This window comes from Fibrobacter sp. UWT3 (assembly GCF_900230125.1).
Lineage (GTDB): Bacteria > Fibrobacterota > Fibrobacteria > Fibrobacterales > Fibrobacteraceae > Fibrobacter.
The window spans coordinates 406,509-433,405 of sequence record NZ_OCSS01000003.1 but is presented as its reverse complement, the minus strand read 5'-3'; the positions used below and the strand labels follow the sequence as shown (position 1 = coordinate 433,405).

21 protein-coding genes, 1 tRNA gene and 1 pseudogene are annotated in these 26,897 nt (G+C 55.5%); 18 read left to right on the top strand and 5 right to left on the bottom strand.

Features of this window, described 5'->3' with window-relative positions; all coding sequences use genetic code 11:
• Nucleotides 1–160: 160 nt before the first annotated feature.
• Nucleotides 161–940: an alpha/beta hydrolase gene (locus tag CRO08_RS13350; RefSeq protein ID WP_097036598.1), complete on the bottom strand. Its 780-nt coding sequence runs from the start codon at nt 938–940 to the stop codon at nt 161–163.
• A 418-nt stretch (nt 941–1,358) separates the two neighbouring features.
• Here CRO08_RS13350 and CRO08_RS13345 point away from each other — a divergent pair, with 418 nt between their 5' ends.
• From CRO08_RS13345 to CRO08_RS13275, 14 genes are all read left to right on the top strand, one after another.
• Complete coding sequence (locus tag CRO08_RS13345) at nt 1,359–2,213, top strand: TIGR02147 family protein (protein ID WP_072808341.1); 855 nt, start codon at nt 1,359–1,361, stop codon at nt 2,211–2,213.
• Nucleotides 2,210–3,613: a hypothetical protein gene (locus CRO08_RS13340; RefSeq protein WP_097036597.1), complete on the top strand. Its 1,404-nt coding sequence runs from the start codon at nt 2,210–2,212 to the stop codon at nt 3,611–3,613. The genes CRO08_RS13345 and CRO08_RS13340 overlap by 4 nt, the downstream gene beginning before the upstream one ends.
• Nucleotides 3,614–3,666: 53 nt before the next feature.
• A tRNA-Gln gene (locus CRO08_RS13335) sits at nt 3,667–3,737 on the top strand.
• Between the two features lie 59 nt (nt 3,738–3,796).
• Nucleotides 3,797–4,567, top strand: coding sequence for an RsmB/NOP family class I SAM-dependent RNA methyltransferase (locus tag CRO08_RS13330; RefSeq protein ID WP_097036596.1), 771 nt, complete (start codon nt 3,797–3,799; stop codon nt 4,565–4,567).
• A gap of 88 nt (nt 4,568–4,655) precedes the next feature.
• Nucleotides 4,656–6,260, top strand: coding sequence for a hypothetical protein (locus tag CRO08_RS13320; RefSeq protein ID WP_141398377.1), 1,605 nt, complete (start codon nt 4,656–4,658; stop codon nt 6,258–6,260).
• Between the two features lie 13 nt (nt 6,261–6,273).
• A complete protein-coding gene (locus CRO08_RS13315; RefSeq protein WP_097036594.1) occupies nt 6,274–6,864 on the top strand; it encodes a DUF1007 family protein in 591 nt (196 codons plus the stop codon).
• Nucleotides 6,865–6,982: 118 nt separating this feature from the next.
• Nucleotides 6,983–8,545, top strand: coding sequence for an FISUMP domain-containing protein (locus CRO08_RS13310; RefSeq protein WP_097036593.1), 1,563 nt, complete (start codon nt 6,983–6,985; stop codon nt 8,543–8,545).
• Between the two features lie 101 nt (nt 8,546–8,646).
• The gene (locus tag CRO08_RS13305) at nt 8,647–9,603 is read left to right on the top strand and encodes a hypothetical protein (RefSeq protein WP_097036592.1); all 957 of its coding nucleotides are present in this window, start codon (nt 8,647–8,649) and stop codon (nt 9,601–9,603) included.
• A gap of 9 nt (nt 9,604–9,612) precedes the next feature.
• Entirely contained in the window at nt 9,613–11,034 is a 1,422-nt protein-coding gene (locus CRO08_RS13300) for a PCMD domain-containing protein (RefSeq protein ID WP_141398376.1), read from the top strand.
• 9 nt (nt 11,035–11,043) lie between these two features.
• Nucleotides 11,044–12,819 carry a PCMD domain-containing protein gene (locus CRO08_RS13295; RefSeq protein WP_097036590.1) on the top strand — a complete coding sequence of 592 codons (1,776 nt, stop codon included), beginning with the start codon at nt 11,044–11,046 and terminating at the stop codon, nt 12,817–12,819.
• 44 nt (nt 12,820–12,863) lie between these two features.
• Nucleotides 12,864–13,523 (top strand): hypothetical protein, encoded by a 660-nt coding sequence (locus CRO08_RS13290; RefSeq protein WP_097036589.1) that lies wholly within the window; start codon nt 12,864–12,866, stop codon nt 13,521–13,523.
• 40 nt (nt 13,524–13,563) lie between these two features.
• The gene (gene trxA, locus CRO08_RS13285) at nt 13,564–13,887 is read left to right on the top strand and encodes a thioredoxin (RefSeq protein ID WP_072808313.1); all 324 of its coding nucleotides are present in this window, start codon (nt 13,564–13,566) and stop codon (nt 13,885–13,887) included.
• A 105-nt stretch (nt 13,888–13,992) separates the two neighbouring features.
• The gene (hisF, locus tag CRO08_RS13280) at nt 13,993–14,784 is read left to right on the top strand and encodes an imidazole glycerol phosphate synthase subunit HisF (RefSeq protein WP_072808310.1); all 792 of its coding nucleotides are present in this window, start codon (nt 13,993–13,995) and stop codon (nt 14,782–14,784) included.
• A gap of 1 nt (nt 14,785) precedes the next feature.
• Nucleotides 14,786–16,174, top strand: coding sequence for a TldD/PmbA family protein (locus CRO08_RS13275; RefSeq protein WP_097036588.1), 1,389 nt, complete (start codon nt 14,786–14,788; stop codon nt 16,172–16,174).
• Nucleotides 16,175–16,541: 367 nt separating this feature from the next.
• Here the strand turns inward: CRO08_RS13275 and CRO08_RS13270 are convergent, their stop codons facing one another.
• The gene (locus CRO08_RS13270; protein ID WP_097036587.1) at nt 16,542–17,171 is read right to left on the bottom strand and encodes a hypothetical protein; all 630 of its coding nucleotides are present in this window, start codon (nt 17,169–17,171) and stop codon (nt 16,542–16,544) included.
• Between the two features lie 84 nt (nt 17,172–17,255).
• Complete coding sequence (locus tag CRO08_RS13265) at nt 17,256–17,573, bottom strand: hypothetical protein (RefSeq protein ID WP_097036586.1); 318 nt, start codon at nt 17,571–17,573, stop codon at nt 17,256–17,258.
• A gap of 272 nt (nt 17,574–17,845) precedes the next feature.
• Between CRO08_RS13265 and CRO08_RS13260 the strand changes: the two genes are divergently transcribed.
• Nucleotides 17,846–20,398, top strand: a complete 2,553-nt coding sequence (locus tag CRO08_RS13260) for an ATP-dependent Clp protease ATP-binding subunit (RefSeq protein ID WP_097036585.1) — start codon at nt 17,846–17,848, stop codon at nt 20,396–20,398.
• A 91-nt stretch (nt 20,399–20,489) separates the two neighbouring features.
• On the opposite strand, the gene CRO08_RS13255 is transcribed toward CRO08_RS13260, so the two are convergent.
• The gene (locus tag CRO08_RS13255) at nt 20,490–21,188 is read right to left on the bottom strand and encodes a hypothetical protein (protein WP_097036584.1); all 699 of its coding nucleotides are present in this window, start codon (nt 21,186–21,188) and stop codon (nt 20,490–20,492) included.
• A gap of 64 nt (nt 21,189–21,252) precedes the next feature.
• On the opposite strand from CRO08_RS13255, the gene hisC reads away from it, so the two are divergent.
• Complete coding sequence (hisC, locus tag CRO08_RS13250) at nt 21,253–22,341, top strand: histidinol-phosphate transaminase (protein ID WP_097036583.1); 1,089 nt, start codon at nt 21,253–21,255, stop codon at nt 22,339–22,341.
• Between the two features lies 1 nt (nt 22,342).
• Nucleotides 22,343–23,145 (top strand): annotated as a pseudogene (hisN, locus tag CRO08_RS17650) (histidinol-phosphatase).
• A 43-nt stretch (nt 23,146–23,188) separates the two neighbouring features.
• Here hisN and CRO08_RS13240 read toward each other — a convergent pair.
• On the bottom strand, nt 23,189–25,516 hold the full coding sequence (locus tag CRO08_RS13240) for a DNA internalization-related competence protein ComEC/Rec2 (protein ID WP_097036582.1): 2,328 nt from the start codon (nt 25,514–25,516) through the stop codon (nt 23,189–23,191).
• A gap of 137 nt (nt 25,517–25,653) precedes the next feature.
• On the opposite strand from CRO08_RS13240, the gene CRO08_RS13235 reads away from it, so the two are divergent.
• The gene (locus tag CRO08_RS13235; protein ID WP_097036581.1) at nt 25,654–26,892 is read left to right on the top strand and encodes a hypothetical protein; all 1,239 of its coding nucleotides are present in this window, start codon (nt 25,654–25,656) and stop codon (nt 26,890–26,892) included.
• Nucleotides 26,893–26,897: the final 5 nt, after the last annotated feature.

Here is a 26,897-nt window from a genome sequence, read left to right as displayed (position 1 = left end):
TATAATTCGGGGCCCTTTGTCAAGTCCCTTTTTCAGACAAGGTTATTTGAAAAAAGATAGTTTTTGTGTAAATTACTGACAAATTTAGACAAAGGAAACTTGTTCAATGGGAGAGTATATGAAAGGCTGAATCCCGCATAAAATAAGGGATCGCGGGTGTTTACGGCTGTTCGCTTGTTGGGACAGACAACGTTTTACGAAGCGTTTTTTCGCCCCGCTTCAGGGTGTCTAGTTTGTCAAAATCCTTCAAAAATGCGTGATTTTTGACACGATGTTTTTCACGGTCAAAAACGAGTACCTTGCGGTTTTCCGTGATATAGGACAAGTCGGCCGGCATGGCCACTTTTGCACGTACCAAAAATTTGGGGTAAAGGTTCCCGTATTTTCCGTTTATGGCGTCTGCGATGCTCTTGACCGGGTCGATGAGAATGAGCGTCTGGCCCTTGCTGGTGTTCTTTGCGGCGAGAATCGCTCCCGTGCCGCGACCCGCGATAAATGCGGGGGCGCCGCCCCATTCGGTGGCGCATTCCCGGATGGCGTTAGCGTCGGGTTCGAAGGTTTCGCCCGAAGGCGTGCCCTTGTTGTTGCCCGAGCCCCTGTAGTTGAACGTGAGGAGCGTTGTTCCTTCCAGTGACTGGACTTCGGCGAGGAACTGGGCCGCATCTTCGTCGGCGTCGGGGTAGTAGAGGAGGGCTTTGTCGCCCCTGTTCCCGATGGCCCAGCCTTCGAGAACGGTGCCGTCTGCGGTAGTGCAGGTGATGCCCTTCGCGGTACTTGCGATGGCTTCGCGGGCCTCCTTGTGCGTGATGGCGCGCGGGAAGGCGTTCCTGCGTTCGGTCAGCGCGAGGTAGAACACCATACTCACATATATCACGAGTATGATGCCCGCGATGCGCAGTACCCGCGCGCCCAACCCTAAAGCCTTCTTCTTGAAATCCATGTACCCAAATTTAAAAATAAAAAGGCGCCTTCGGCGCAATAAACATAGAGCAGCTTCCCGTGAGCCGGAGGGGCCTCACCCGAAATGACGAACGAGCGGTTATCCGTGAGCCGAGAACGGCCGGTATTAACCGGCCGTGAAGGCGAGAGTGCGCGAGTTACCGGAGGTCTTGATACCCGAAACGTCGAGCGCACGGTATGAAAAAGGACCTTCGCTAGGAGTATTAGCGAAGGTCCGAGGGATGGGATTGGGTGTTCTCCAAATATACCCAAATTTTTGGCGAAAGGGTATAGGTAAAAAGCAAAAAGTGTTCTCTAAGTGTTCTTTTTTGCTCTTTTTGTCCGAAAAAGGTGAATTTTGCCACTTTTTGCAAAAAAGGGGGTGTTCCCAAGAAATAAATAAATTATCTTTGCTTTTAATGAACGTCTACGCCTATTACAACTATAGGAAGTACCTGCAGGACTACTATGAGTACCGTAAGTCCGTGCAGCGCTACTTCTCTTACAGGTCCTTCGCGAAGAAGGCCGGGTATTCCTCGTCGGGGCTCTACCTCGACTTGATCCGCGGCCGCAAGTCGCTGACCCCGCAGATGCTCCCGAAGTTCATCGCCGCACTCGGCCTGAACGAACGCGAGAGCCGCTACTTCACCCTGATGGTGGATTTCACCCACGCGACCACTCCCGCGTCCAAGCAGCAGATATTCGACCAGATGTCGGCGCTTCTGCCCCGCACGGTCAAGACGCTCACCAAGAACCAGCAGGAATACTACAGCAAGTGGTATTACGTGGCGGTTCGCGAATCCCTTTCGGTACTCAATATCAACGAAAAGAACATTCAGGAAGTTGCCCTGTTCCTGAACCCCAAGATTACGCTCCCGCAGGCGAAGCAGGCTATCCAGTTGCTGCTCGACCTCGGGCTTATCGACCTTGCCGAAGACGGCTTCTACCGCTCCGTGAACAAGACCATATCGAGCGGGCGCGAAATCGCCCCGATTTTCGGTCACCAGTTCCAGAAGCAGATGATTGACCTTGCGAAAAGCGCCCTGGACCACTACAGTACCGAGCGCAGAAATGTATCTTGTACCACGATGAGTGTCTCGGCCGAGGGGCTCGAGCGCATCATCAACAAGATTGACGTTTTCCGTAAGGAAGTTTTGGATATTGTGCGCTCCGATAGCGGTGAAACAATGGTGTGTGAGTTGAACGTTCAGTTTTTCCCTCTCAGCAAGGAGAAGGAATCCAAGTCTGTTAAGGACGGGGAGGACGCGAAATGAAATACGCTTTGACTTTGGCCGTCGCCTGTAGTGCCCTGTTTTTTGCTTGTTCCGATACAGAAAAACTCTCGGGTACCGCTACCGATACCGAGAACATGCTTACCGCCTCTGCCGTGATGGGTACCGTTACCCGTACCGATGGCGCGCGTGCGCCTGCAGCCGCCGTCCGCATGTCGAGAATCTATTCTTCGAAGGATAAGGCGGTCGTGCCTGAATTTATCGAGGTCAAGACCGATACGCTGGGCGTGTTCGCATTCGATTCCGCGATTGCCGATACGTTCCAGATTGCAGTTATCGACCAGGATGCCGAGGAAATCTCTTACCTGCCGCGCGTGGTTAGCGGTTCCAGGGACCTGGATACCATCAAGCTCGAGAAGGCGGCGTTCTTCGAGAGCGTGATGTACTACGCCGAACCGGACAGTCCTGCTGTGGCGGTCGGGTCGCACTTCACGGTGTACATGCCCGGCATGCCGTTCGCGCAGAGCGTGTTCGCGGGCGATTCGTTCAAGATGATGATTCCTGCCGGTACGTGGTGGTTCGGGTTCTGCCCGGGCGATCCGCAGATTGTGGCGAAGCTCCAGGACAAGGGTATTGCCGATAGCCTCATCTACCGAGTGTGGAGCATGGATTCCCTCGAGGCAAAGGCGGGCGATACACTCGATGTGGGGCCGTTTATCTGGAGCACGACCTCCGACGTGGACAGCCTCATGAAGCAGGTTCCCGAAGAGCCCGAAAACCTCAGCAGGATAATGGGTTCTGTCGCCTGCGGTGCGGGGCATCCCTGTGCCGGGGTCGAGGTCATGGCGATTACCGACATCTACGGGTTCGAGTTCGTGGGCGATTCTTCCGAGTTCGTGGCCCAGACTGTGACCGACAGTACGGGCCGTTGGTGGCTGCCTGTGCCCGACAGCGTCCCCTACGATAGTTTCCGCGTGGAATACAGGCTCGGCGATTCCGTGAAGACGAAGATGATGGGCCTGAGCCGCTATGCGAGGTATGCCGAAATCAAGGACCTGGATAACGACACGCTCAACCTGGGCAAGGCGAGCCTTACCCCGCAGTCCGGGCTGATCAGTACGATTGCCCTCGTGATTGACCCGCGCGATTCTACGCAGTCGAGCAACTGCATGGTGAACAGCGTGGTTGTGGGCGCGAAGGGTACGGCGCACTTTGTCCGTACGGTGACTTGTAACTCCTTGAGAATCAAGGATATACCTTCCGGCGAACAGGAGCTGCTCCTCTATTCTGGCGATACGAAGGTCGTTTCGACCCTGCAGGCGGCGGAAACCCCGCTCGATGAATACGTGGTGACTACCTTCGTGAACCTGCCCAAGGGCGACATGCTGGAATGGCAGGGAATGACCTACACCCCGCCGACTTTGCCGAAATCTGTAAAATAATTGGAATTACCCCTTGCACAACTGAAGAATTTTTTCTAAAGTTGTGCCCACACTGAGCTATGGTGTAATGGTAGCACAACAGATTCTGACTCTGTTTGTCTAGGTTCGAATCCTGGTAGCTCAACGAAAACTCTTTGTTCATACCCCTGAGCAGAGAGTTTTTTTTTATCTTGAAATTGCCTTATGGAATTTTTTGACTACTTCACGAACCTGTTTGGCGAACGCTGGCCGGTACTCCTTGAATCCCTGAAGGGGGAGGGGCGCGCGACGGAGTTGCGCTTTGGCGAGGGACTCGAACCGTATTATCTGGACGAAGCGTCCGTGTTTGCCGCCCGCGCCCTCGGGGTTCGCCCCGGCGATAGCGTGCTCGACATGTGCGCCGCTCCCGGGGGCAAGACGCTCGTGATTGCCTCTATGCTTGCGGGGGAAGGTTTTTTACAAAGTAACGACCGCTCTCCGGACAGGAGACTCCGCCTTTCGCACGTTATCGAGAATTCCCTGCCGGAGGATTGGCGGAAGGTCGTGACCGTCTCGGGTTACGATGGCGTGAAGTTCGGGCTCCACCGCAAGGAGAGTTTCGACAGGATCCTGCTCGATGCCCCCTGTTCTTCGGACAGGCACGTGCTCAATGCGCCGGAACATCTCAAGGTGTGGTCGGTAAAGCGGGTGAAGCGCCTTGCGGTGGAACAGGGAGGGCTCTTGGCATCCGCTATCGATGCCCTGAAACCCGGTGGAACGCTCGTGTATGGCACCTGCGCGCTTTCGCCTATGGAAAACGACGATGTGGTGAAGCGAATCCTGAAAAAAAGGCCCGCGATGCGCGTGGAACCGCTCGAAAACCTCCCCGAGGGGGCGGACCGCACCGAATGCGGGGTGCACATATTGCCCGACAGGTGCAACGGCTGCGGCCCCATATACTGCGCCCGCCTCGTGAAGAATCCGGTTGCCGACTAAACTCTGCCAACTGCATTCTGCCGACTGCCGATAGCATTCTGCCAACGAAAAATCTCCCATTTCCCGCTTTTTTATATATCTTTAGGGTATGCAGAAACGAATAAGCCTTTTCGTGTTTTTGGTCGTACTTTGTGCGACGTGTTTTTCCGTACCCTTTGCACAGGATGCCCCAGCGCCTGAGGCCGTTCCGGCCATTGCCCCGGCACCCGCGCCAGCACCCGCTGCTACTCCGGCGCCTGCTGCCGCCCCGGCCCCGAAGGCTGCTGCAGTGAACCCCGCCGATACGGCTACGACCCGCGAGGTGCCCGTCCGCTACTTCCTTGTGGGTGATTCCGTGGAACAGGAAGCCATCTTCGTGAAGATTGAGAAGGATACCGTCTACCTGCGTGCCCCGGACGATGCCGCCCAGAAGGTGCTGGAAGAAATCCGCGACGAGGAGGCGGTTGCGCTCCAGGAAAGTAACGGCCAGAAGGTCGAGGAAGAGGAAGAATTCGAGGATGACGATAAGCCTGAACCGCAGAAGCCCGCCGAGGTTATCATGACCGACGCGGTGAAGGATTCCCTTGCCGCGAAGACTGATTCCGCCGCCGTCGCCGATTCCATTGCCGCTGCCGAGGCTGCGAAGGCTGCCGAGATTGCCGCCGATGCCGAGGATGACCTCGAGGCGGCTCTTGAGAAAGAGGAAAAGCGCCTCAAGATGGAAGAGGTCGCGAAGGTCGAGGCCGAAATCCGCGAGCGTGAAATCCAGGATAGCCTTGCAAACGTGGTCGAGAACCCGTATATCAAGATTTTCAGGCTTGACCTCAAGCGCCTGTACAACCTTGAAGACAAGGTGATGATAGACCTTTCGCTCTCGAACTACGTGGTGCCCGTCGTGAAGGACGAGGAAGAGGAGATGGAACTGTACCCTCCCGGAAAGGCGAACCTGCTCGTTACTTCGAACCCGGAGGCGTGCTCGCTGTTCGTGAACGGGATTGCGCTTATGCAGGTTGCTCCCGACACCATCAAGAACATCAAGCCGGGCAAGTACACGATTTCCGTGATGAAGGTCCTGCGCGACGTGGAATGGTGGGGCACGGCTACCGTGAAGATCAACGCGGATAGCCTGAACAAGGTGGAAATTCCGGTGCGGCGCCCCTCTACGAGGATAACGCTCAGCACGAACCCGGAGGCGGTCGAAGTGTACGTGGGCGAGGAACCTACGATAAACCGCTTCCCCGACTACATGACCGACCTCATCGTGGATGACGTGAAACCGCAACCGCAGATGCAGCTGTTCTTCCGCAAGGTGGGCTACCGCGACACCTCCATTACCACTGAAATCAAGGCATTCATGCCGAACTTCATCAACGTGGAACTGCAGCCGATAGACGATATCGAGTATATCCAGGGGCAGAGGGAATTCAACCAGAAGCGCAGCGACCGCCGCGTGGGCAAGGTGCTCCTGTGGAGTTCCATTGCGCCTATCCTTGCGGGCGGGGTGCTCTGGTACCTTGCCGAACGCAACTGGAGCGACGCTGCCGACAAGAAGCACGAATACAACCGTTCCGTGTTCGACAGCGAGAAGGCCCAGCGGCTCATCAAGGACAACCACGACCTGAACAAGTCCGGCGACACGAAGGCGGCGGTAGGCATTGGCCTTGGCGTAATCGGTGCGGGTCTACTCGTGGCGGGTGTCGTGTTTGCCTTCTAGCGGGGGCCATGCAATGCGCGGATTGTTGCTGCTTGTCTCGCTTGTAGCGGTGCTTGCCGTGCAGGCCTTTGCGCATCCGCATGTTTTTGCCGATGTCAAGGTGAAGGTCCTCTACGATGCGACCGGCTTTGTTGGTGTCGAAAACCGTTGGTCCTATGACGAAATCTACAGTGCTGCAATGCTTTCGTCCGTCGACAAGAACGGCGACGGGAAAATCTCGGCGGATGAACAGCCCCCGCTGCAAACGGCAATCCTTGGCCCTATCGAGAAGAACAACTACTACAACTACGTACAGGCGGGTTCTGACTTCTTGAAGGCCCGGAAAATCAGGAACTTCAAGGCGAGCATGGTCAAGGGCAAGCTAGTGCTTGACTTTGTCGTCGATTTCTCGATGTCTGCAACTGCGGACTGGACTATGCTTGTCGTGGTGGTGGCCGACCCCACGAATTACATACAAATGACAAGCGACATGGAAAACGCGGACGTAGATGCCCCCAAGTCGCTGGAAGTGGAATACTTTGCCGACGCGCTGGATGGCCTGAGCCTGTTCAAGGCGTTCCGCTCCGAAATAGAGGGGCTTTATTTGAGATTTAAGAAGAAATAGACCGTAATTGCCTTGCCGTGTGCGTTTCTTCGGCAAAAAATGGTGTTTTGTCCGAAGGCTACGGTTTGTAGGCCTGCTTTCGGAATTGCGTTGCTATATTTTTGCAAGAAAAGGAGGAATGATGAACAGTTTTTATAAGGCGCTTTTTCCTGTTTCTTTTGCCTGTTGCACGCTGGCGTTCGTTGCCTGCGGCGACGAAGGCTCAGATTTTTTGCAGGCCCCGTACGGAAAGGCGGGCCCGGTCGTTCCCGATAGTTCTGATGATGTTTCCAGTTCTTCTGCGAGGTGGGCAAGTTCGTCTTCGCTGGCCTCGAGTTCTTCCGTACTGTCGAGCAGCTCGATTGCAAAATCCTACGTGAGCGATACGCTGTATAATTCCTTTACCGACAAGCGCGATGGCGAAGTTTACCGCGTGGTGAAAATTGGCGACCAGGTATGGATGGCTGAAAACTTGCGGTATAGGGACAAGGTGGCGACCCCGTCGCTTGAAGGGCACAGCTGGAGTATCGTTGATGACTGCGCTTCCAGCGGCTGCCTGTACGATTTTTCTGCCGTGATGGACAATCCCGAATGTGCAGATTCTTTTTGTATTGTAGAGAATCCGCATAGGGGAATTTGCCCCGAAGGTTTCCATGTGCCTACGGAGGGCGAATGGAAGGTCCTGCTCGCAGAAGCATCCGACCAGGGCGTTTCCCTCAACGATAGCGCGGGCTTTGCTTCCGCCCCCACGGGTGAGTTCGCCGGGTATGTTCGCTCGGATGAATGCGCGCGGTTCTGGACGGCGACGCAGTCGAATTCCGATGGCGCGTACGAGTATTATCGTTGTCGTGAGGAAACGACGTTCAGGGGCCAGTCGTATACGAAGTTCTTCGGGTATGCGCTCCGCTGCGTTGCCGATGCGGGCGAGGTGAAACTCGACAAGTTTGTCGAAGTCTCGGTCCCGAGCAGTTCGAGCGTTTCCTCGAGTTCGTCTGAGGAAAGTTCAAGTTCATCCGTGGAAAGTTCCTCTTCTGCGGAATCGTCGTCGAGCGAGGTTTCTTCGTCTTCACTTTCGTCTTCGTCGGAGGTCTCGTCTTCTTCCGTTTCATCGTCTTCGGCGTGGGACTCCTACAGTCACGGCGAAGATTGGAACAGCCTGGAACAGATTACCGATGAGCGCGACGGCAACAAGTACCGCGTTGTGCAGGTAAACGAGTTTATTATCTGGATGGCGGAAAACCTGCGCTACGCGGATTCAACAGCATCACCTGCGCTTGTAGGGAACACGGTGTGCATTGGCGCGAACGGGGAACGCTGCGAAGAAGGAAACCTTTACACCTACGCCGCTGCCGTGAACGACTTGGAATGTGCGACAAAAGTATGTTTTGAATCTGAAAAACAGGTGCGCGGAATTTGCCCGGAAGGGTGGCGCCTTCCGAAAAAGGCTGATTGGAACTGGCTCGGGTATGCACTTAACGATGGCTCTGTATCCTTCGATGCCGCCGGTATGCTCCCGACCGGGGAACGGAACGGCAATGGCATCGTGAAATACGATGGATATGCCCGTTTCTGGCTTGTTGAAGAGGACGCTGGCAGTTCTGCTTTTGAAGGGTATTACTATGCCGGAGATCACCTTCTTCAAAAACAATCCTACATGAAATCTTTCGGCTATGCCGTGCGCTGCGTAAAGGATGTGGAATAGCGCTTGTAAGAAAGCCCTTGCAGGCTCAAAATCGTTGAAATTCCTCACATACGCTTGGTAGGCGGCTCCTCGTTGCTTTATAATAATGTAAATTAAAGTATATGAGAAAAGCCGCCTTTGTTATTTCCCTGTTTTTTGCCTTTTTGCCCGCGCTAGCCCAGGACATAGTCCCGGATTCTGCGCAGGCCGAAACTAAAGCCACGGCGGTAGAGAATCCTGTGCCGGAGGCTGAACCGGCAGAATCTGCTCCGGTTCAGGAATCCCAGGTTGCAGAGGCTCCAGCTGCTGAAACTCCTGCCGTGGAACCCCCGGCGGCACCTGCTGCGGTAAAGGTTACGGAAACGGCCCCGGTTGTGACCGATTCTGCAAAGCCTGCGAAGAAGGCTGGTCTGCTGGATGCGCTTTTCCCGATAGAACCTGACGAGTCGATATCGAAGGGGCATTTCTATGCGGGCACGACGCTCTCGCTTATCCAGGCGAATACCGAGGACGATGCGTTGAATATTCTCATTGGTGATGTTTATGAGGCTTACGGCTACACGTTCACGGTGGAGGCTTTTGGCGGGTACTTTATCCGCGATGCCATGGCGCTCGGCGTGCGTGCCGGGTATTCGCGCACCTGGTTCGATATCGATTTCTCGCTCATGGAAGACCTTATGGACGTGAAGGAGCGCCGCAAGTACGTGAGCAACGGGTTCTTTGTGCAGCCGCTCCTGAAAAACTACCTGAAGGTCCTGGATTCCCGCATCTTCTATCTGTTCAACGAGACTTCTGTTTCGGTGGAGTATTCGTACGGCATTTCGCAGACGGATGACGGCGAGGACATGAAGAAGACCCGCAACAGGGGCTGGTCTATCAAGGCGGGTCTCAATCCGGGTATCTGCGTGATGGTGCTGGACCGGTTCGCGTTCGAAACCTCGGTGGGCTTGCTCGGCCTGAGTTCCAGCATTATCGATGTGGAAGAGAACGACGAGACGAGCAGCCGCTTTGTGTACAATATCGTGAATTTCACCATAAACCTCCTGGCGCTGGATTTCTCGCTGGTGACGTTCTTCTAGGGGTTTGCTATGCGGTTTGAGATTCACGGGAAAATGAAGTCGCTTATCGCGGGTACGCTGTGCTCGCTGGCGTTTGGCCTGTGGGCCTGTTCTGGCGAAACGGATACGCAGGTTGCCGCTCCTGACCTGTCCGAGCTTTTCGAAAATGTCGATGAAGCCGAAATCGATGTGGAATCGCGCTCGATTGTGCTCCCCGAGGGCACATCGTCCTTCAAGGTCGATAACATTGCGGCTCTTGGCGGCAACAAGTGCTACCTTGCGCTCGACGACGACCCGGTGGACCCCGAAATCGACTGGGATAACCCGGTAAGTACCGGAACGGAACTTGAAATTGGCGAAGAAGGCCTTAGGCTTGTCGTGCTTGACGATGCGAACCGCGTAGTTGCCGTCTGGACGGTGAGCTTGCCCGAGGTGGAATCTTCGTCATCTGTTGCTCCGGCCTCGAGCAGCGCCGAACCTAAGTCGTCAAGCGATGCTGAGAAGGCTTCTTCCAGCAGTGAAAAGGTGGAAAGTTCCTCGAGCGAGAAGCCCGCGGAAAGTTCTTCGTCTTCTGTTGCTCCTGCCTCGAGCAGCGAGATTGCTTCGAGTTCGTCGGAGGATGCATCTTCGTCCAGTGAGGTTTCCGAATCCAGTTCTTCCGCAGAATCATCGAGCAGTGAAGAACCCGAGTCCTCGAGCATCGAACGTGAGGAACCGCAACTGCCTGGCTCCGACTTTAGCGCCCGCAACGACTTCTGGGCCACCACGAGCGATGCGATGGCGACGAAGACATCTTCTGCCGCCATAAAGGTTTCTTCTGAGGCGAACCTTGAATTCGATGGCGGTATGGCGACGGTTACAACCCGCGAGGTGGAAGGTTCATTCTTATTTATTGATGGTAGCTGGAAGATGGCGGGTGGCTTCTACTTTGCTGGATCCTATGCGGGTGAAACTGCGCTGGATATCTACGAGCAGGGTTCTGACGGAGGTACTCCTTCAACGGACTGCTCCGACATTTCGAAGGATATGACCTTCGGCAAGCCGTTTACGGCACGCCCGACCGCATTTACGGTGAAGTATTCTTACAGCCATGTGGCGAACAAGTCTACGGACTACCCGCAAAAGAGCCTCGTGTACGTGATGCTCGTGGGCAAGAACGGCAAGGTGGTCGCGACCGGCGCCTTCTCGGACGAGGCCAGCGCGGAAATGAAATCCCGTACGGTTGAACTTTCTTACGGCAAGGACCCGTTCGGGCTGCTTTCGGGCGAATATCCCGTCGCCGAAGGCCTTTCGCTCGGGACGGGTGAAGAGGACGTAACCTCGATTCACGTGATGTTCGCTTCTTCGGCGTACGCGCATGTTGTGTGTGGCGGGACGGTGGGCAATTCGGGCAAGTACCGCGGCGGCGAAAATTCGGCGCTCGTGTTGGATGATTTTAAACTGATATACTAGGAGAAAGAAATGAAAATGTTTAAGAATGGACTTTCTCTGAAATGGCTTTTGGCGGCTTTCCTGTGCGCAGCCCTCTTCGGCTGTACTGCCGACTACGATACCTTCGGGCAGTCCGATTACCGCGTGTTCAATGAAATCGCCTTCGAGGAGGGCGAAAGTGGGGCGATGCTCTATGCGGACGAACACAAGATTGTCGTGAGTCTTGACGAGATTCCCGATAGCCTTGAAACCTGGGACTCCGCGACGATTTCCCTGCTCGATATAAGCTCCATGGCGACGCTCCATCTGGTCGATGGCAAGTTCAAGGAGTTCCCGAGCGATTCCGCCGCGCTGGATTCGCTGGCGCAGGAACTCTCGTACGCGAAGGACCGCCTGCACGAGGGCGACAAGGTGCGCATTCCTTCGAGCGGGACGGTTTACCTGATGCTCGTTTCCGAAAGCGGGATTCCTTCGCTGTGGCAGGTCGTGTTTGAAATCCCCGAGAAGAAGGTGAAGTCTTCCTCGTCGAATAAGGAGTCCGGCGATACGGATGCAAAGTCCAGTTCGTCTTCCGCGAAGGAAGGCTCCAGCAGTTCCAAGACAGGCGATTCTTCTTCGGGCAAGAGCGATGCGTCGAGCAGCAGCAAGGAACCTGCCGGCAGTTCCTCTTCTGCGAAAGAGGATAATTCTGCCAGCAGCGGCGACGGCAATTCTTCGGCGGGTGGCGATGAGCCGGAATCTTCTTCGTCGGTGGTGGTTCCTGCGAATGCCCCGAAACTCCTGAGGCTTATTGCCGGTGCGGGTGAAGTTGAGGCTGAAATCGACCAGGATGCCGGTACGGTATTCCTGAATATGAATTACGCGATTGATTTGGACTTGCGCGACCTCGAAATAAAGGGTCTGGAACTTTCGGACGGCGCTACGGCAAGCGTGAAGGTGGGCGAGTCCTACAACTTTGCGCGCGGATTGAAGGTGACGCTGGAAAATGATGGCGTCGAGCGTACCTACACCGTGAAGGCGGGCTATCAGTATCCGGGTAGCGAATTTAACGAATGGATCAAGGATGACTTTGGCAACAAGAATGATATTGCTGGTTGGGACAACGGCAATAACTCTGCCATTTCGTCGACCAAGACGCTTACCGTGAACGAGGATGAACAAGTTGTCAAGATGGAATCCATTGATGCGAAGATTCTCGGCATAGGAAAATTCGCTAGCGGTAACATGCTTGTCGCTTATTTCAACCCCAAGGGCGTGGGTACGTTAAACCTGACAAAGTACGATGACGGCAACGAACTTATCGATTTTGGAAGGCCGTTCTATGGAAGGCCCAAGTATGTGGAGTTTGACGTGAAGTATGAGGGTAAGGGCGATTCCTGTGACCTGTACGTGATTCTGGAACACCGTAGCCGCGCAAGCAACGAGGGCAAGAACCAGTACCGTACTTCCAGCGACGTGAATACGATGATTGCCTCGGCCTGGTACCGCGCGACGACGGTTGAGAGCGAGGACGATCCGGATGTGGTCTCCATTACCGATGCGGGGCGCAGCGGCTACAAGACTATTCGCCTTGCATTCAAGTATGGCGAACCTCACGACAATTCGCCAATCCATAATTCGAGCCTGTTTACCAAGAAACTTCTGAATTCTGCCGGCATCGACAATCATGTTGTCCCGACGGATTCTCCGGATGATTTCGACGTGACGCATATCCGCGTGGTGATGGCCTCCAGTGCGCTCGGGAACCTGTACAAGGGCTCTGTCGGGGCGACTCTCTGGGCCGACGAAATGCGCTTGATTTACTGAGTTTGCTAAATTTTGGGCAAAGTTGTATATAAAAAGGAGAACAAATGATTAAGCGCATTGCTGTTGTAGCACTGTTCCTTGCCATTTTTGCTGGAGCCCAGGGGAACAACTGGTCGAACTATGGCTCTGACCAGGCCGCTGCGTCCTCCGACGATCATGTTTCGACCCAGCCCGCTCAGCCCTCGCCTGAACCCACCCTCCCCAATACCCGCTGGTCTATTTCCATCCATCCCGTATCGTTGCTTGTCTTTACCGCTATATTCGGGGTGCCCTGGTTTAATGTGACGGTGGAGAACAACCTTTCCTCGAGGCTTTCGCTCTCTTCGCGCCCGGAACTGATGTGGGCGAGTTTTGCCGACGGAGATATTTTTGCTTACGGGCTCTACGAGGGGGTGCGGTTCTATTTCAATGAAGGCCACAAGGGTTTTTACGTGTCGCCGCAAATCGGTTACGAGAGCATTTCTGTTGACTATGATAGCGATTACTACAATCATCGCAGTTCTTCGTCCGGTGAGGCGTCCGCCTTCATTTTTGCCTGCTATCTGGGATTGAAGATCCAGAGCGGACACTTTGTCACGTTTACGGAAGTTGGATTTGGCTACACGATGATGTCTTCGAACGATATCGACGATGGCGATGCCGACAAGGTCGCGGAATCGGGCTTCGGTATAGACCTCAACTACGCGATAGGCTACGCTTTCTAGTCCGAATTTTCTATTTTAAGGGAAAAAATCGGAGTTTACTATGCCTGCAATTCACCTTACAGCAGAAAATTTTGACAAGGCCATTTCGTCTGGCCAGTTGGTGTTCGTTGATTTCTGGGCGACCTGGTGCCGCCCCTGCATGATGATGGGCCCCATTATCGATGAACTCGCCGACGAATACAACGGCAAGGCCATTATCGCGAAGATGGACGTGGACAGTGATGGCGCGAAGGATATTTGCGCCCGCTTCGGCATCACGAACATCCCGAACATGAAGCTGTTCAAGAACGGCGTGGAAGTCGGGAACGTGGTGGGTGCCGTGCCCAAGGCGACCGTCAAGGCCGTTATCGACCGTAATCTGTAACCTGGAGTCATCCTGAGCGTAGTGCGTAGCACGAAGTCGAAGGATCCAGCTGTGGATGACAAAACTGGATTCTTCACTATTGCATAGGGTGACCTGTCTATTATTATGCTTACTAAACGCTTAATCGTTTGCCTCGACGTCCGTAACCGCAAGGTCACGAAGGGCGTCAAGTTCAAGGGAAATATCGACATTGGCGACCCCGTGGAGATGGGCGCGCAGTACAGTGCCGACGGCGTGGACGAACTCGTGTTCTACGATATTACCGCGAGCGCCGAGAACCGCCCGTGCGACATGGAAATGATTCGCCAGATTGCGAAGCGCGTGTTTATCCCGTTTGCTGTGGGTGGCGGTATCCGTAACCTTGACGACATGCACGAGGCCCTGTTGGCCGGTGCCGAGAAGGTGAGCGTGAACAGCCTCGCCGTGCTGCACCCCGAAATCATTGCCGACGGCGCGAAGGCGTTCGGTCGCCAGTGCGTGGTGCTTGGCATGGACGCGAAGTTCGTGGGCGTTTCGGACAAGTTCAAGAGCGGTTACGAGGTGTATATCCGCGGTGGCCGCCAGGCGATGGGCATTGATGCCGTCGAGTGGGCGAAGAAGGCCGAAGACCTGGGCGTGGGCGAGATTTGCCTGAACGCCATCGATACCGACGGCGTGCGCAACGGGTACGAACTGAACATTACCGACCAGGTGGCGCGTGCCGTGCAGGTGCCGGTGATTGCTAGCGGTGGCGCGGGTACCCCGGCGCACATTGTGGACTTGTTCCGCAAGACTGCTGCAGATGCGGCGCTGGTCGCGTCGATGGTGCACTTTGGCGATTACACGGTTCCCGGAATCAAGAAGGAAATGCTTGCGGCTGGTATCCCTGTGCGCAAGAAGATGAACGGCGAGGTCTAGCGTGAATCCGTCAGTCGCTGTGAAGATTTTCGAGGCGGGCAGGAATGCCGGCGCCGACTTTGTGGAAATTTTCGAGGAAGAGACCCGCAGCTCGGTGCTCGGGATAAAGGACCGCCATATAGAGACCGCTACGGCGGGTACGGAATATGGTATCGGAATCCGCCTCCTGTACGGGACCGAGGTGCTGTATGGTTTCACGAGCGACGACAGCGAAGATGCCCTTGTGAAGCTGGTGCAGACGCTTGCCTTCGGGCGTATCGCGAAGGCGGGTGCATTGAATGCCCCGTTTGAACTGCGCCCCGAAAAGCGCGTGAGCGACTTCAATATGGCGGCGTTCAAGGACCCGCGCCTGCTGGGCCAGGCGGTCAAGCAGGATTTCTTGTTCCGCGCCGACAAGGCAGCGCGTAGCGTTTCGGACAAAGTTGCACAGGTCGGGTCTACGGTGACCGACGTGTGCTCGTCTATCACGATTATGAACAGCGAGGGTCTGAACCTTGTGCTGGACCGTTCCAGGGTTCGCGTGAACGTGACGGTTACTGCAAGCGATGGCTCCGAGAGGCTCACGACGCACGAGGCCCCCGGGGCGCTTGGCGGTTACGAACTGCTGGCAAACTACTCTCCCGAAAAAATCGCGACGGAGTGTGCCGAACGCGTTGTCCGCATGCTCGATGCGGGCTACATCGCAGGCGGCCAGATGCCCGTGGTGATGGGCAACGGGTTCGGTGGCGTGATATTCCACGAGGCGTGTGGGCACCCGCTCGAAACGGAATCCGTACGCAGGAACGCGAGCCCCTTCTGCGGCAAGATTGGCGAGGCGATTGGCCAGCCGTGCCTTACCGCAATAGACGACGGCACGATGGACGGCGTGTGGGGGAGCCTCAAGTACGATGACGAGGGAATGCCCACGCAGCGTACGACGCTTATTGAAAATGGCATATTGAAGACTTACATGAGCGACCGCGTGGGCGCCGCAGAAGTGGGCATTGCCCGCACGGGTTCGGCACGCCGCGAAAGCTACAAGTATGCGCCGGTGAGCCGCATGCGCAACACGTTTATCGCCCCCGGTAAAGATACGCTCGATTCCATGATCGCGAGCGTAGATAACGGGCTTTATGCAGCCCGCATGGCAGGCGGTTCCGTGAACCCCGCGACAGGCGAGTTCAACTTCGCTGTCGATGAAGGTTACGTTATCCGTAACGGCAGGATTTGCGAACCGGTGCGCGGCGCGACCCTCATCGGCAAGGGGCACGAGATTATGCCCCGCATCAGCATGGTCGGCAGCGACTTCGAGCAGGCCGCGGGCATTTGCGGAGCCTCTTCGGGCCACATTCCCGTGACTGTGGGCCAGCCGAGTATCAAGGTCGACCAGATTCTCGTCGGCGGTCGGTAATTTCAGAAAAATGGCGTGTGGCAAATAGCGCCGCCTGAAAAACTGCGCCGTTTGAAAACTGCGCCGCCTAGCGCAAGCCTGTATAAACCACAACGGCACCCCGCGAAGGGATGCCGTTGTTGGTGTATGGGATGTTTGGTTTCTGTGTTTAAAGTAGATTTATTCGGGCTCTATGGGGAGTAGGTCGGGCCAAATTCCATTGTAAAGGTTTACAACACCTACAACATGAAAATGCGCGAAATACGCGAAAAAAAGCGTTTTTTGAGTGGGTAGGGGCGCTGTTAAGGCGATTTAATTGTCGTTTGTTGCGAAAGGTTTACAATGCGGCCGGGGACGGGGGCGAAATCGCGTTCAAAAAAGACCGTTATTAAAATTCTGCGCGGCCTTCCCAGATCTCCACGATGACTTCGCACATGTCGTCCTTGTCGTCAGTGGATGTTGAACCCGTAATCATATAGATGTAGTTGTTTTTTTGGACACTGGCCAGGGTGCATGTCTTGCTATAAGGAAGGGAACGGCTGATGGTCCCATACTTCTTTTCGGAATTGTAGGTTGCCTTGCCTGCGGTGTAGTTGGGGCCGTGCCCGTCACCCGCATGGGCGTTTTTGCTTACTTGATCTTTCCAGTAATCCATGTCCCAGTTCAGGTAGTACATGACAAATTCTTCGTCACTTACGTCAAAGGGCTTGGTAAAGGTGGAGTCCTTGGCGAAAAAGTCCTTTCGTGCGCCGCGGATTGAGATTTTTTTGTCGTCTTTCAGGACGATGAAGGCGGAAAACTCCTGCTCGAGGGAAAATGCGCTGAAACGGATATCCCAGGCCCCGCCAAACTCGTATTTGAAGGGGAGCGGAACGGGGATGAAAACCGTCCTGCTGCTTACATAGGTGCGACCCATGTTGTTGAAGGTGTACTCCTTGACAGAGGGCTCGATTCGACTGGGTTTGAAGCAACTGCAAAGGAGGGCTGCTACAGCGAATAGGAGAAAAATTTTTTTCATGATGGTAATATAGTTTAATTTTTTACGTAAAAAACGGGAAACTAGAAAAGTTTTGATTGCTTTTTGCCCCCAAAAAAGGTATATTTAATTCTGCCAATAAAATGATAAACCGCGCGAGAAGCGCACCCCGTGTGGGGCGTCCATGTGGACAACATGCCTTTTGGTGTGATTATCATTGAAAGGGGACTGACAGTCCTTTTTAAGGGCCCCCAGTTGAGACAGAAATGTTTTGGAGTCGCGAATCTGAAGCATCGACAAAACAGCTGGGGGCGGTATAAATGGGATTGCCGTCAGGTTTTCTTTTGATGGTGCTGTTTTTATAGCAGTGGCGGCAGTTCCCTGGAACTGGCCGCCTATTTTTTTCCCGACTGGATTTGCCGGATTTTTAGTTCCTTCAAGCACAACTCTGAAATCTCCACAAAGCTCTATGCACTCTAAAAAAAGAGGGTGAGTTCTTCAACTCATCTTCTTTCTGGACATATCTTTATTTATGCGGAATTAAACACCAGGACGTCTTATTTTGAAAAAATGATGCTGAAAAATGCGACATTTTTTTGCTTTTTTACGGCGAAAATTGCCGTTTTTTGCGCTATTTGGGGCGTTTTTTGCCGAACGAGACCCTTGGCACGGGTTTTGCATTTAGAAAGCGGTAAATATAAAAAGAAGGTTTATTTATGTCCGATTTTAATAACGATGCAGAAAAGGTGTTGGCGAAGGCGCAAAGCTTGCGCGACCGTTGCTCGCATTCCTACCTGGGTGCGGCGCATTTGGCGGTGGGGCTTGTCGAAGGCCCCGATGCCACCTTGAAGAAACTTTATAAGTCGAAGGGCGCGAAGACGAATGAACTCCGCGGCAAGCTGGAGCCGTTCGTGCAGAAGATTCCGCGCATGGAGGGCGTAAACCCCGACGTGGAACCCGATAACGACTTGAACCGCATTTTGCGTGCCTCTGTGCAGGCGGCGCGTCAGGTGAACCGTATGGTGACCCCGGGCGATATGCTCGTGGCCTTGATGAAATTCTCGGGCGACCGCGGCCTTGCGAAGGTTTTTGAAGATGCGCTGGGCAGCGTGGAGGTCGTGGAAACTTGGCTGTCGGACCCGTTTGCGGGTGCCGCCAATGCCGAGGAACAGTCTCCGCTGAAACTCTACGGCCGTGAGCTTGTGGAAATGGCTGCCGACGGAAAACTCTCGCCGGTGATTGGCCGTGAAGAAGAGATCCGCCGCGTCATCTTGATTTTGAGCCGTAAGACGAAAAACAACCCGTGCCTGGTCGGTGAACCGGGCGTGGGTAAGACCGCTATTGTCGAAGGGCTTGCCGAGCGTATTTACCGCGGCGATGTGCCTGACGCTCTGAAGGGTAAGAAGTTGTTCGCGCTCGATTTGTCGGCCTTGATGGCGGGCGCAAAATACCGTGGAGATTTCGAGGAACGTTTGAAAGCCGTGCTGGACGCTCTTGAAGAAGACGGCAATACCTTGCTATTTATCGATGAAATCCACACTATCGTGGGTGCGGGCAAGACCGAAGGCTCCATGGACTTGGGCAACATGCTCAAGCCGAAACTCGCCCGTGGTGAGCTGCACTGCATCGGTGCGACGACCACGCAGGAATACCGCAAGTACATCGAGAAGGATTCCGCCTTGGAACGCCGTTTCCAGCCCGTGCAGGTTGACGAGCCGAGCGAAGAAGAATCGATTTCTATTCTCCGTGGCATCAAGGACGGTTTTGATGCGCACCACGGCGTGCGTCTGCACGATAACGCGCTCGTGGCGGCGGTGAAACTTTCGAACCGCTACATCAGTGACCGTTTCTTGCCGGACAAGGCGATTGACTTGATTGACGAGGCGGCTAGTTTGGTGAAGACGCAGATGGATACCGTGCCCGAAGCCTTGGATACCTTGCAGCGTAAGGAACTCCAGATGAAAATTGAGGAGCAGGCCTTGGCGAAGGAAACTGACGACACCAGTGTAAAGCGCCTGAAAGAGTTGCGTGAAGAACTCGCGACGACAGATGCTGCAGTCAAGTTGATGCAGGACCGCTGGCAGGAGAGGCGCGCGAAGAACGCCGAATTGCAGGGCCTTAAAAAGTCTTTGCAACAAGCGAAGGACGAGATGGAACAGGCCGAAGCCCGCTACGACTTGAATCGCGCCGCCGAACTCAAGTACAACAAGATTGTGAACCTGGAAAAGGAAATCGCCGCGAAGACGGAAGAAATCAAGAAGTCCGCAAGCGACAGTGACCTGAGCGAAGAGGTGACGGAAGAAACCATCGCGCTTGTAGTGAGCCGTTGGACGGGAATCCCTGTCACGAAGCTTTGCGAAGGCGAAAAGGCCAAGTTGTTGCACCTGGACGAACGCCTGCATGCCCGCGTGATTGGCCAGGACGAGGCCGTAGAAGCGGTTTCGGAGGCAATTCTCCGTAACCGTAGCGGTCTTAGCCGCGAGAATGCGCCGATTGGTAGCTTCTTGTTCCTGGGCCCCACAGGTGTGGGCAAGACGGAACTTGCGAAGGCGCTTGCCGTGGAACTGTTCGACGACGAGAACGCGCTGGTGCGTATCGACATGAGCGAATACATGGAAAAGCACAGCGTGAGCCGCTTGATCGGTGCGCCTCCGGGATACGTGGGCTACGAAGAAGGCGGCCAGCTGACCGAAGCCGTGCGTACGCATCCGTATTGCGTGATTCTGCTCGACGAAATCGAGAAGGCTCACCCCGACGTGTTCAACACGCTGTTGCAGGTGCTTGACGACGGTCGACTGACCGATGGCAAGGGCCGTACCGTGAACTTCAAGAACACCTTGATTCTCATGACGTCGAACCTGGGTGCCGCTCACTTCCAGAACCGCGCGGGTGATGCAAAGCCCGTGACCCTGAAGGAAATCGAGCCGGAACTCCGTAGCTTCTTCAGGCCGGAATTCCTGAACCGCCTGGACGAAGTGCTGGTGTTCCAGAGCTTGACGAAACCGCAGATCAGGGACATCGTAAGGCTCAAATTCAAGGGGCTCGCCGAACGCGCCGCCCGTCAGGATTTGCAGCTCACGCTGACCGACAAGGCGCTCGATGCCATTGCCGACGGTGCCTACCAGCCGGAATTCGGTGCCCGCCCGATCCAGCGTTACCTGGAAAGGAACGTGGAACGCCCGCTGAGCCACGCCATTCTCGCCGGTACCGTGAGTGCCGCAAAGCCCGTGGTCATTGACTACGACGGAGCCGCGTTTACGGTGAAATAGTAAATGATGTGAAATGTGAGGTGTGTAGTGACAAATGTGAAATTACACACTTCGCATTATCAATCTTCCATTATCAATTATCAATTTGTGGCTACAGCGCGCTTATCACGTAGAGTGCGATGGTTTGCACGTCGTTGTTTTTCTTCTGCATGATCCCGATGTCGAAATCGAGTCTGACCCGCGCGGGCCCGAGGCTCAGTTCCAATTTCGGGATGATGTCTATCATAAAATCGTCCGTCAAGTTCCCGATGCTCCCGGACATGTTGATTTCGATGTAGGTGCGGAAGAATGTCGTGAAATAGAGGGTGGGTGTCATGCCCGCTGCGAATTTTACGTAACCGTCTTCTCCGGTAACGCCTTGTAGCGCACCTGCACGCAGTTCGTAGAAGTTCGCGAAGTTTTTCGAGATAAACTGCTCGTTGCCGTAGGTCAGCACGACTGCTGTACTGTTGTTGCGGTTCAGGCCGAAGTTACCGTCGAGCTCTACGAAGTTGTTCGCATTTATTAGGTAGCGCCCGCCGACATCTAGCGAAACGATGACCTGGTCGAACTTGTCGATGCTCTGCACGTTTACCTTGCCGCCGATGTTCCATTCGCGCGAAAGCGCCATAGTGATGTTTGCCGGGAAGAGAATGTCCGAGCCGTAGTTGCTCACGGCGCCGACGCCGATTCCCCAGCGGGGCGAGGGGCGCGTGTCCGGGCCGAACGTGTAGCGGATGTCCCACATGCGATCGACTGCGAACGCATTTACGCATAGTGCGGCGACAAACAGGGCTACAAGGCGGTTCATACGCGATAAATTTAAAATAATCCTCTGGCGAAAAATGTAGATTTGTGCACGAAAAGAGGTTGATATGATAGAACCGCGTCCAGAACTTTCGAAATTGTCCGATTACGTTCCCGGAAAATCCATCGAGGAAATCCGCGAGCGCTTTGGCCTTGACAAGGTAGTGAAACTAGCGTCCAACGAAAACCCGCTCGGGGCTTCCCCGAAGGCGGTCGAGGCGTTTCACGGGATTGCGGACAGCCTGCACCTGTACCCGCGCGGCGATGCCCCGAAATTGATAGACTCCATCGCCAAGATGTACGGCGTGGAAACGAGCCAGATTGTGGTCGGGAACGGTTCCGACGAGATTATCGACATGGTGGGCAAGGCGTTTATCCGCCAGGGCGACAACTGCGTGGGCATTACGCCGACGTTCTCGGTGTACAAGTTTACCACGCTCTCGAACGGCGCCGACTTTATCGGTGTGGGCGAGGGCGAGGCGCGCACGTCGCTCGATGAACTGGCGAAGAAAATCGATGGGAAGACCCGCGTGGCGTTCATTTGCAACCCGAACAACCCGACGGGTGCGTACTACACCGAAGCGGAAATTCGTGCTTTCCTTGCAAAAGTCCCGCAGAATGTGCTCGTGTTCCTGGACGAGGCGTATGCCGAGTTCGCGACGGCACCGGACTACCCGAACATGGCGAAATTTGTTGGCGAGTACTCGAACCTGTTCGTGAACCGCACCTTCAGCAAGATTTACGGGCTGGCGGGGCTCCGCGTGGGCTATGCCTTCGGCAGTACCGAAGTTATCCGTGCCCTGTGGAAGGTAAAACCGCCGTTCGATGTGAACCAGGCTGCTCAGGTGGCGGCGATCGCCGCTCTGGGCGATAAGGAACACGTGCAGGCGACCCGCAAGATGAATGCCGAGGGCATTGCTGTGCTGACCCGCGAATTCAGTGCGCTCGGGCTCAAGGTGCTCCCGACTCAGGCGAACTTTATTTGCGTGAAAATCGGCCCCAAGGCCCGCGACCTGGTCGCGTTCCTGGAAAGCAACGGCATGATTGTCCGCGGGCTTACGAGCTTCGGTATGCCGGAATACATCCGCGTGACCGTAGGCAAGCCCGAAGAGAACGCGTTCCTGATGGAACTCGTGAAAAAATGGTGCGAGGCGTAATATGGCCCAGGAATTCAACGACCTGCTGCAAATCGCCCTCAAGGCGGCGGAAATGGCCCAGGAAAATATCCTGAAGTATTTCCAGTCCGGTATCGGCGTCGAGTGGAAAAAGGACAACACGCCGGTGACGGTTGCCGACAAGAGTACGGAAGAACTTTGCCGCAAGTTCTGGGCGAAGGAAACTCCGGGCTTCGGCGTGATTGGCGAGGAATTCGGAATCGAGAGCCCCGATGCGGAATACCAGTGGGTGATTGATCCGATTGACGGTACGAAGGCTTTTATTCACGGCGTCCCCCTGTTCGGCACGCTTATCGCACTCTACAAGAAGAACATTCCCGTATGCTCACTCATCCGCATTCCCGCGATGAATACCGCTGTCTGGGCGGTAAACGGCGGGGGGCCTTCCTGGACGGCCGCGCAGTTCGTGTATCGGGCGTGTCGCAGTTGAACGAGGCTCTCGTGCTTTCGGGTACGGTAAACACCATGGAAACTTCGGGCTATGGCGAAGGTTTCGCGAAGCTCCGGCGCGGGGCTCGGCTCCACCGCGGGTGGGGCGATTGCTACGGGTATTACCTTGTGGCGGCAGGGCGCGCCGAAGTGATGGTGGACCCGGTCGTTTCCCTCTGGGACATCGCGCCGTATCCGCTCCTTTTCAAGGAAGCGGGCGGAAAGTTCAGCACCATCGACGGAAAGACCGAGCTCTTTGATGCAGACGGCAAGCCCACGGCCCCGATTTACGAAGGGTTCTCGAGTGTCGCGACGAACGGCACCCTGCATAGTGTCGCGCTTGACTGCTTGAAATAAATGATGCGCCGCCAGGCGCCGCCGTGCGAGCCCCTCCCTAGTCTCACTTAAGCATTGTTTCTACGGTGACGGAATCTTCCGAGAACGTTACGGTAACGGTCCCGCTTTTCGCCGTATTGAGGTAAGGAATCCCAAGCGCGTCGAGCCGTTCAGTCACCTGCTTGTGCGGATGGCGGAACCTGTTCCTGCGCCCGCTCGAGATGATGGCAACCTGCGGGCCCACCGCCTTCAGGAATTCCTCGCTGCTCGAAGTCTTGCTCCCGTGGTGCCCCACCTTCAGCACGTCGCTCCTTAGGTAGGCGAGCGACCCCAGAATCGTCTTCTCGCCCGGGACGGTCAGGTCGCCCGTGACAATTGCGGAATGCCCTAGCCCACTCGCCCGTAACGTGATGCTTGCCTCGTTCAGGTCGCGGCATTCCCTTTCGCGGTCTTTTAGCCCCTTCGGGTGTATCGCCTGCAGTTGAAAGAAGTCGCTCCCGAAAAAAGATTCCTTCCAGGTAAATCCGCGTCTTATTTCGCGCAGGGGAACCTTGCGGTTTACCGCTTCCTCGACCATCTCGCGCCATTCTACGCCGTCTGCTGTGCGGGAACATTCGTTTGTCCATATCTCGTTCACCGGGAACATGCGAAGCAGGCTTGCGGCACCCCCGAAGTGATCTTTGTGCGGGTGCGTTATCACGAGCGCGTCGAGCCTCTGCACGCCGATGTGGTGCAGGAAGGGCACGATGATGTCCTTGCCGGAATCAGTGTAGTCGATATCGCCCGCATCGACGAGGATGTAGCGCCCGCCAGGGCTTTTCAGCAATATGCTGTCGCCTTGCCCTACATCGATGACGGTCATGCTCCAGGTAGGGCCCAGAATTTGCGTTATGCCCTGGACGCAGAACGTGATGGAAAAAATAAGCGTGCATATGATGCAGTACCCGCGGGCGACCAGGTTCTTGCGACACACGGGCAACGTGACGAACAGCAGGCCGAGCAGGAGCAGTATCCAGGCATTGAACGGCCCGACGGTTACCGATGCCTGCGCCGAATCGGAAAGTAGCCGCGTAAGCAAACTTGCAAGCCGGAGGAAGAATCCTGCCGCATAGCAGAATGTTTCGCGCATGAAGTCGATGGGCGAAAGAGCCGCGAATAGCCCTGCCTGCATTCCCCACGAAATCGGGGGAACCACGACGATGTTCCCGAGCCACGCCATCGGGGAGAGCGTCTTGAAGTGATGTATCAGGAACGGCGCCGTGGCAAGCGTTGCGCACAAAGTAACGTATGTAGGGGCGATGGCGAGAGATTCGAGCACGTTCCAGGTTTTGCTCCGCTTCAGGAATTCCGGGAGGTGGCGGAGCGGGTTGTAGCTGTTGCCTACGAGGATGCCCGCGGTTGCCGCTGCGGAAAGCTGGAAACCCGTATTCCAGAGTTCTGCGGGCGAATGCAGGAGAATGCACAGGAGGGCGACCCCCAGGCTGTTCAGTGTATTCGCGGGGCGTTGCAACAGCGTGCCCAGTTGCGGGACGGCGAACATCAGCACCGCGCGTATGACTGCGGGCGACCCGCCGGTGACCGGCACGTACACGCCGAGCAGGCAGATTGCGATGATGCTTGCCGCCTTGTGGGGGAGGCGCGTCGCCTTCAGGAACACCATGAGCATGCCCGCGAGCAGAACCACATGGAAGCCGCTAATCGCGAGGACATGCACGAGGCCCGAACGCTGGAAGTCGTTCCGGAGCGCCTCGGGAATGCCGCTCCTGTCGCCCGCGAGTAGCCCGAGCAGGAGCCCCGTCTCCGCAGGTTCCAAGTAGTCGTCGAACCGCGTCTTGAGCCAGCGGCGGAACCGGTGGAAATACCGCTCGAACGTCCAGCCTCCGCGCCAGGAATCCCAGTGGAGCATTTTCCCGTAGGCGGCGAACTTCTGGCTCGTGAGCCATTCCCGCGTGTTGAACCCGCCGGGAACCGTGGGGTCCATGACCGGGTACCACTTTGCCTCGTAGCAGATGCTGTCTCCCGGTTCCGGGAGTGCGGGCAAATCCCGCTTTTCGGTTATCCTCACGCGATACTCATTTACCGCAATGATAAACGCGGTCCCGTTCGCCCTCGGGAGCATCGCCTCGATTTTACCGCACGCCTTCGTGGGCAGGTCGTCCGGGAGGCTTGCCCCCCGCGGGCCCACGAGCAGGTCGTGGCACGTCACTCCGGCAACAAGCGCCCCCAGGATGCACCACTGCACGCTCCTCGGGAAAAATCTCGTGCATATTGCGATGGGGGCGAGCAGTGCCACCGCAAATTCCGGAGCGTCTAGGCTAGCGTATGTCGCCATCACGGTGAGTGCCGCGACGAGTGCCGGTTTCCCCGCAAGCGGGTCCATCAAATCGCGCATGTTCTGTAAAAGAACCGCTTTCCTGTTTTGTTTTTTTCTCATATTTTTATAGTTTTGTTCCAGGTTGAAGGTGCCTCTATCTATAAGACGCCCGAAATGCGAAAATGAGCCAAAACATGCGTGAAAAAATTCTTTACATGCTTTTAGCCCTCCTCGTGGCCGGTTTTTGGGGCTGTGCCGAAGAAGAAACGGGTGAACCCGTAATTCTTCCGCGGACGCTTTCTCCGTATGTGCTTTACCCCAACGACCTCGCGAACAACGATTCTGCCTCGGCCCATGTGGCGGAAGGCTTGCAACTGCTTGTGCACCCGAAGGTCTCGTACACCCTTTCTTTCGAGAAGGATCCGAATATCGAGGACGCGCCCGTGCTCCAGCTTTTCCGCCTAGGGGAGATGGTAAGTGAAGGCCGCGTTTCGACCAGCCACGTGCGCACGCTGGAACCGAAGCTCGAAGGCAGCCGCTATGTCTATGAATTCCTGTGCGAGGAACTTGACCGCAATACATGGGTGACCACGCTTGTGCTGGACGGCGAACTCTACAAGGGTACAACGCGCTGGGCTCGCCTTGCTGCAGAGGGCCCCTATTCCGATACGCTTTCGCTCAACCTGATTGTCGTGGGCAAGGTCGATTTCCTTGATTCGTTCATGAACGAGAACTTGTTTGCGGAACTCTTGCTCACAAATTTCAGGACGTATTACTCGTCTATCGTTATTGATACCTTGTATGTGCGATACGCGCATGAACATCCGACGCTCGGCTCGAAGTACCCGGCGAACGAGCCCTGGGTTGCAGGCAGGTCTTCCGACGACATGTTTGTAACCGAACTGGGAGGCTGGCCAGAGCCCAAGCTGAAGAACGCTCTTGATATTCTGCTGGTGCACCGCATCGAGGCGGACTGGGTGCTGGGATATTCGCTCCTGTATGGAAGCAACTTGCAGGGCGGCACGGGAAGTACCGTCGTCATTGGCGCGTACAACAAGACTCCCTCGGGCGAGGAGGGTGTGCCGTACACATCCATGATATCGACTGCGATTCACGAGACCGGGCATTTCTTCGGGTTGAGGCACACGACTGCGACCCTCGCAGATTTCGAGGTGGACATGGACTACTCGAACTACGAGGATGGCTTTACCGATACTCCGTATTGCAAGGACCTGCTTACCTCGGGACTTCTAAAGAGCCGTGGCGGTAAGCCCGTAAGCGACTTTGCCAGGTTGCCCACCTTGCGCGGGAGGTTTGCGACCGCGTTCGATATGAACTCTTGCCCGGATTCGCATAACATGATGTTCCCCGCAGTGAACGAGGATGGCGTGGACGGCTTTACGGAACAGCAGCTGGAACACATCCGCAAGAACTTGCGGGTCTACCCGCACTGAGGTTA

Coding starts and splice junctions, on each gene's coding strand:
- CRO08_RS13350 (WP_097036598.1), bottom strand. CDS start 940: ATGGATTTCAAGAAGAAGGCTTTAGGGTTGGGCGCGCGGGTACTGCGC.
- CRO08_RS13345 (WP_072808341.1), top strand. CDS start 1,359: ATGAACGTCTACGCCTATTACAACTATAGGAAGTACCTGCAGGACTAC.
- CRO08_RS13340 (WP_097036597.1), top strand. CDS start 2,210: ATGAAATACGCTTTGACTTTGGCCGTCGCCTGTAGTGCCCTGTTTTTT.
- CRO08_RS13330 (WP_097036596.1), top strand. CDS start 3,797: ATGGAATTTTTTGACTACTTCACGAACCTGTTTGGCGAACGCTGGCCG.
- CRO08_RS13320 (WP_141398377.1), top strand. CDS start 4,656: ATGCAGAAACGAATAAGCCTTTTCGTGTTTTTGGTCGTACTTTGTGCG.
- CRO08_RS13315 (WP_097036594.1), top strand. CDS start 6,274: ATGCGCGGATTGTTGCTGCTTGTCTCGCTTGTAGCGGTGCTTGCCGTG.
- CRO08_RS13310 (WP_097036593.1), top strand. CDS start 6,983: ATGATGAACAGTTTTTATAAGGCGCTTTTTCCTGTTTCTTTTGCCTGT.
- CRO08_RS13305 (WP_097036592.1), top strand. CDS start 8,647: ATGAGAAAAGCCGCCTTTGTTATTTCCCTGTTTTTTGCCTTTTTGCCC.
- CRO08_RS13300 (WP_141398376.1), top strand. CDS start 9,613: ATGCGGTTTGAGATTCACGGGAAAATGAAGTCGCTTATCGCGGGTACG.
- CRO08_RS13295 (WP_097036590.1), top strand. CDS start 11,044: ATGAAAATGTTTAAGAATGGACTTTCTCTGAAATGGCTTTTGGCGGCT.
- CRO08_RS13290 (WP_097036589.1), top strand. CDS start 12,864: ATGATTAAGCGCATTGCTGTTGTAGCACTGTTCCTTGCCATTTTTGCT.
- trxA (WP_072808313.1), top strand. CDS start 13,564: ATGCCTGCAATTCACCTTACAGCAGAAAATTTTGACAAGGCCATTTCG.
- hisF (WP_072808310.1), top strand. CDS start 13,993: ATGCTTACTAAACGCTTAATCGTTTGCCTCGACGTCCGTAACCGCAAG.
- CRO08_RS13270 (WP_097036587.1), bottom strand. CDS start 17,171: ATGAAAAAAATTTTTCTCCTATTCGCTGTAGCAGCCCTCCTTTGCAGT.
- CRO08_RS13260 (WP_097036585.1), top strand. CDS start 17,846: ATGTCCGATTTTAATAACGATGCAGAAAAGGTGTTGGCGAAGGCGCAA.
- CRO08_RS13255 (WP_097036584.1), bottom strand. CDS start 21,188: ATGAACCGCCTTGTAGCCCTGTTTGTCGCCGCACTATGCGTAAATGCG.
- hisC (WP_097036583.1), top strand. CDS start 21,253: ATGATAGAACCGCGTCCAGAACTTTCGAAATTGTCCGATTACGTTCCC.
- CRO08_RS13240 (WP_097036582.1), bottom strand. CDS start 25,516: ATGCGCGATTTGATGGACCCGCTTGCGGGGAAACCGGCACTCGTCGCG.
- CRO08_RS13235 (WP_097036581.1), top strand. CDS start 25,654: ATGCTTTTAGCCCTCCTCGTGGCCGGTTTTTGGGGCTGTGCCGAAGAA.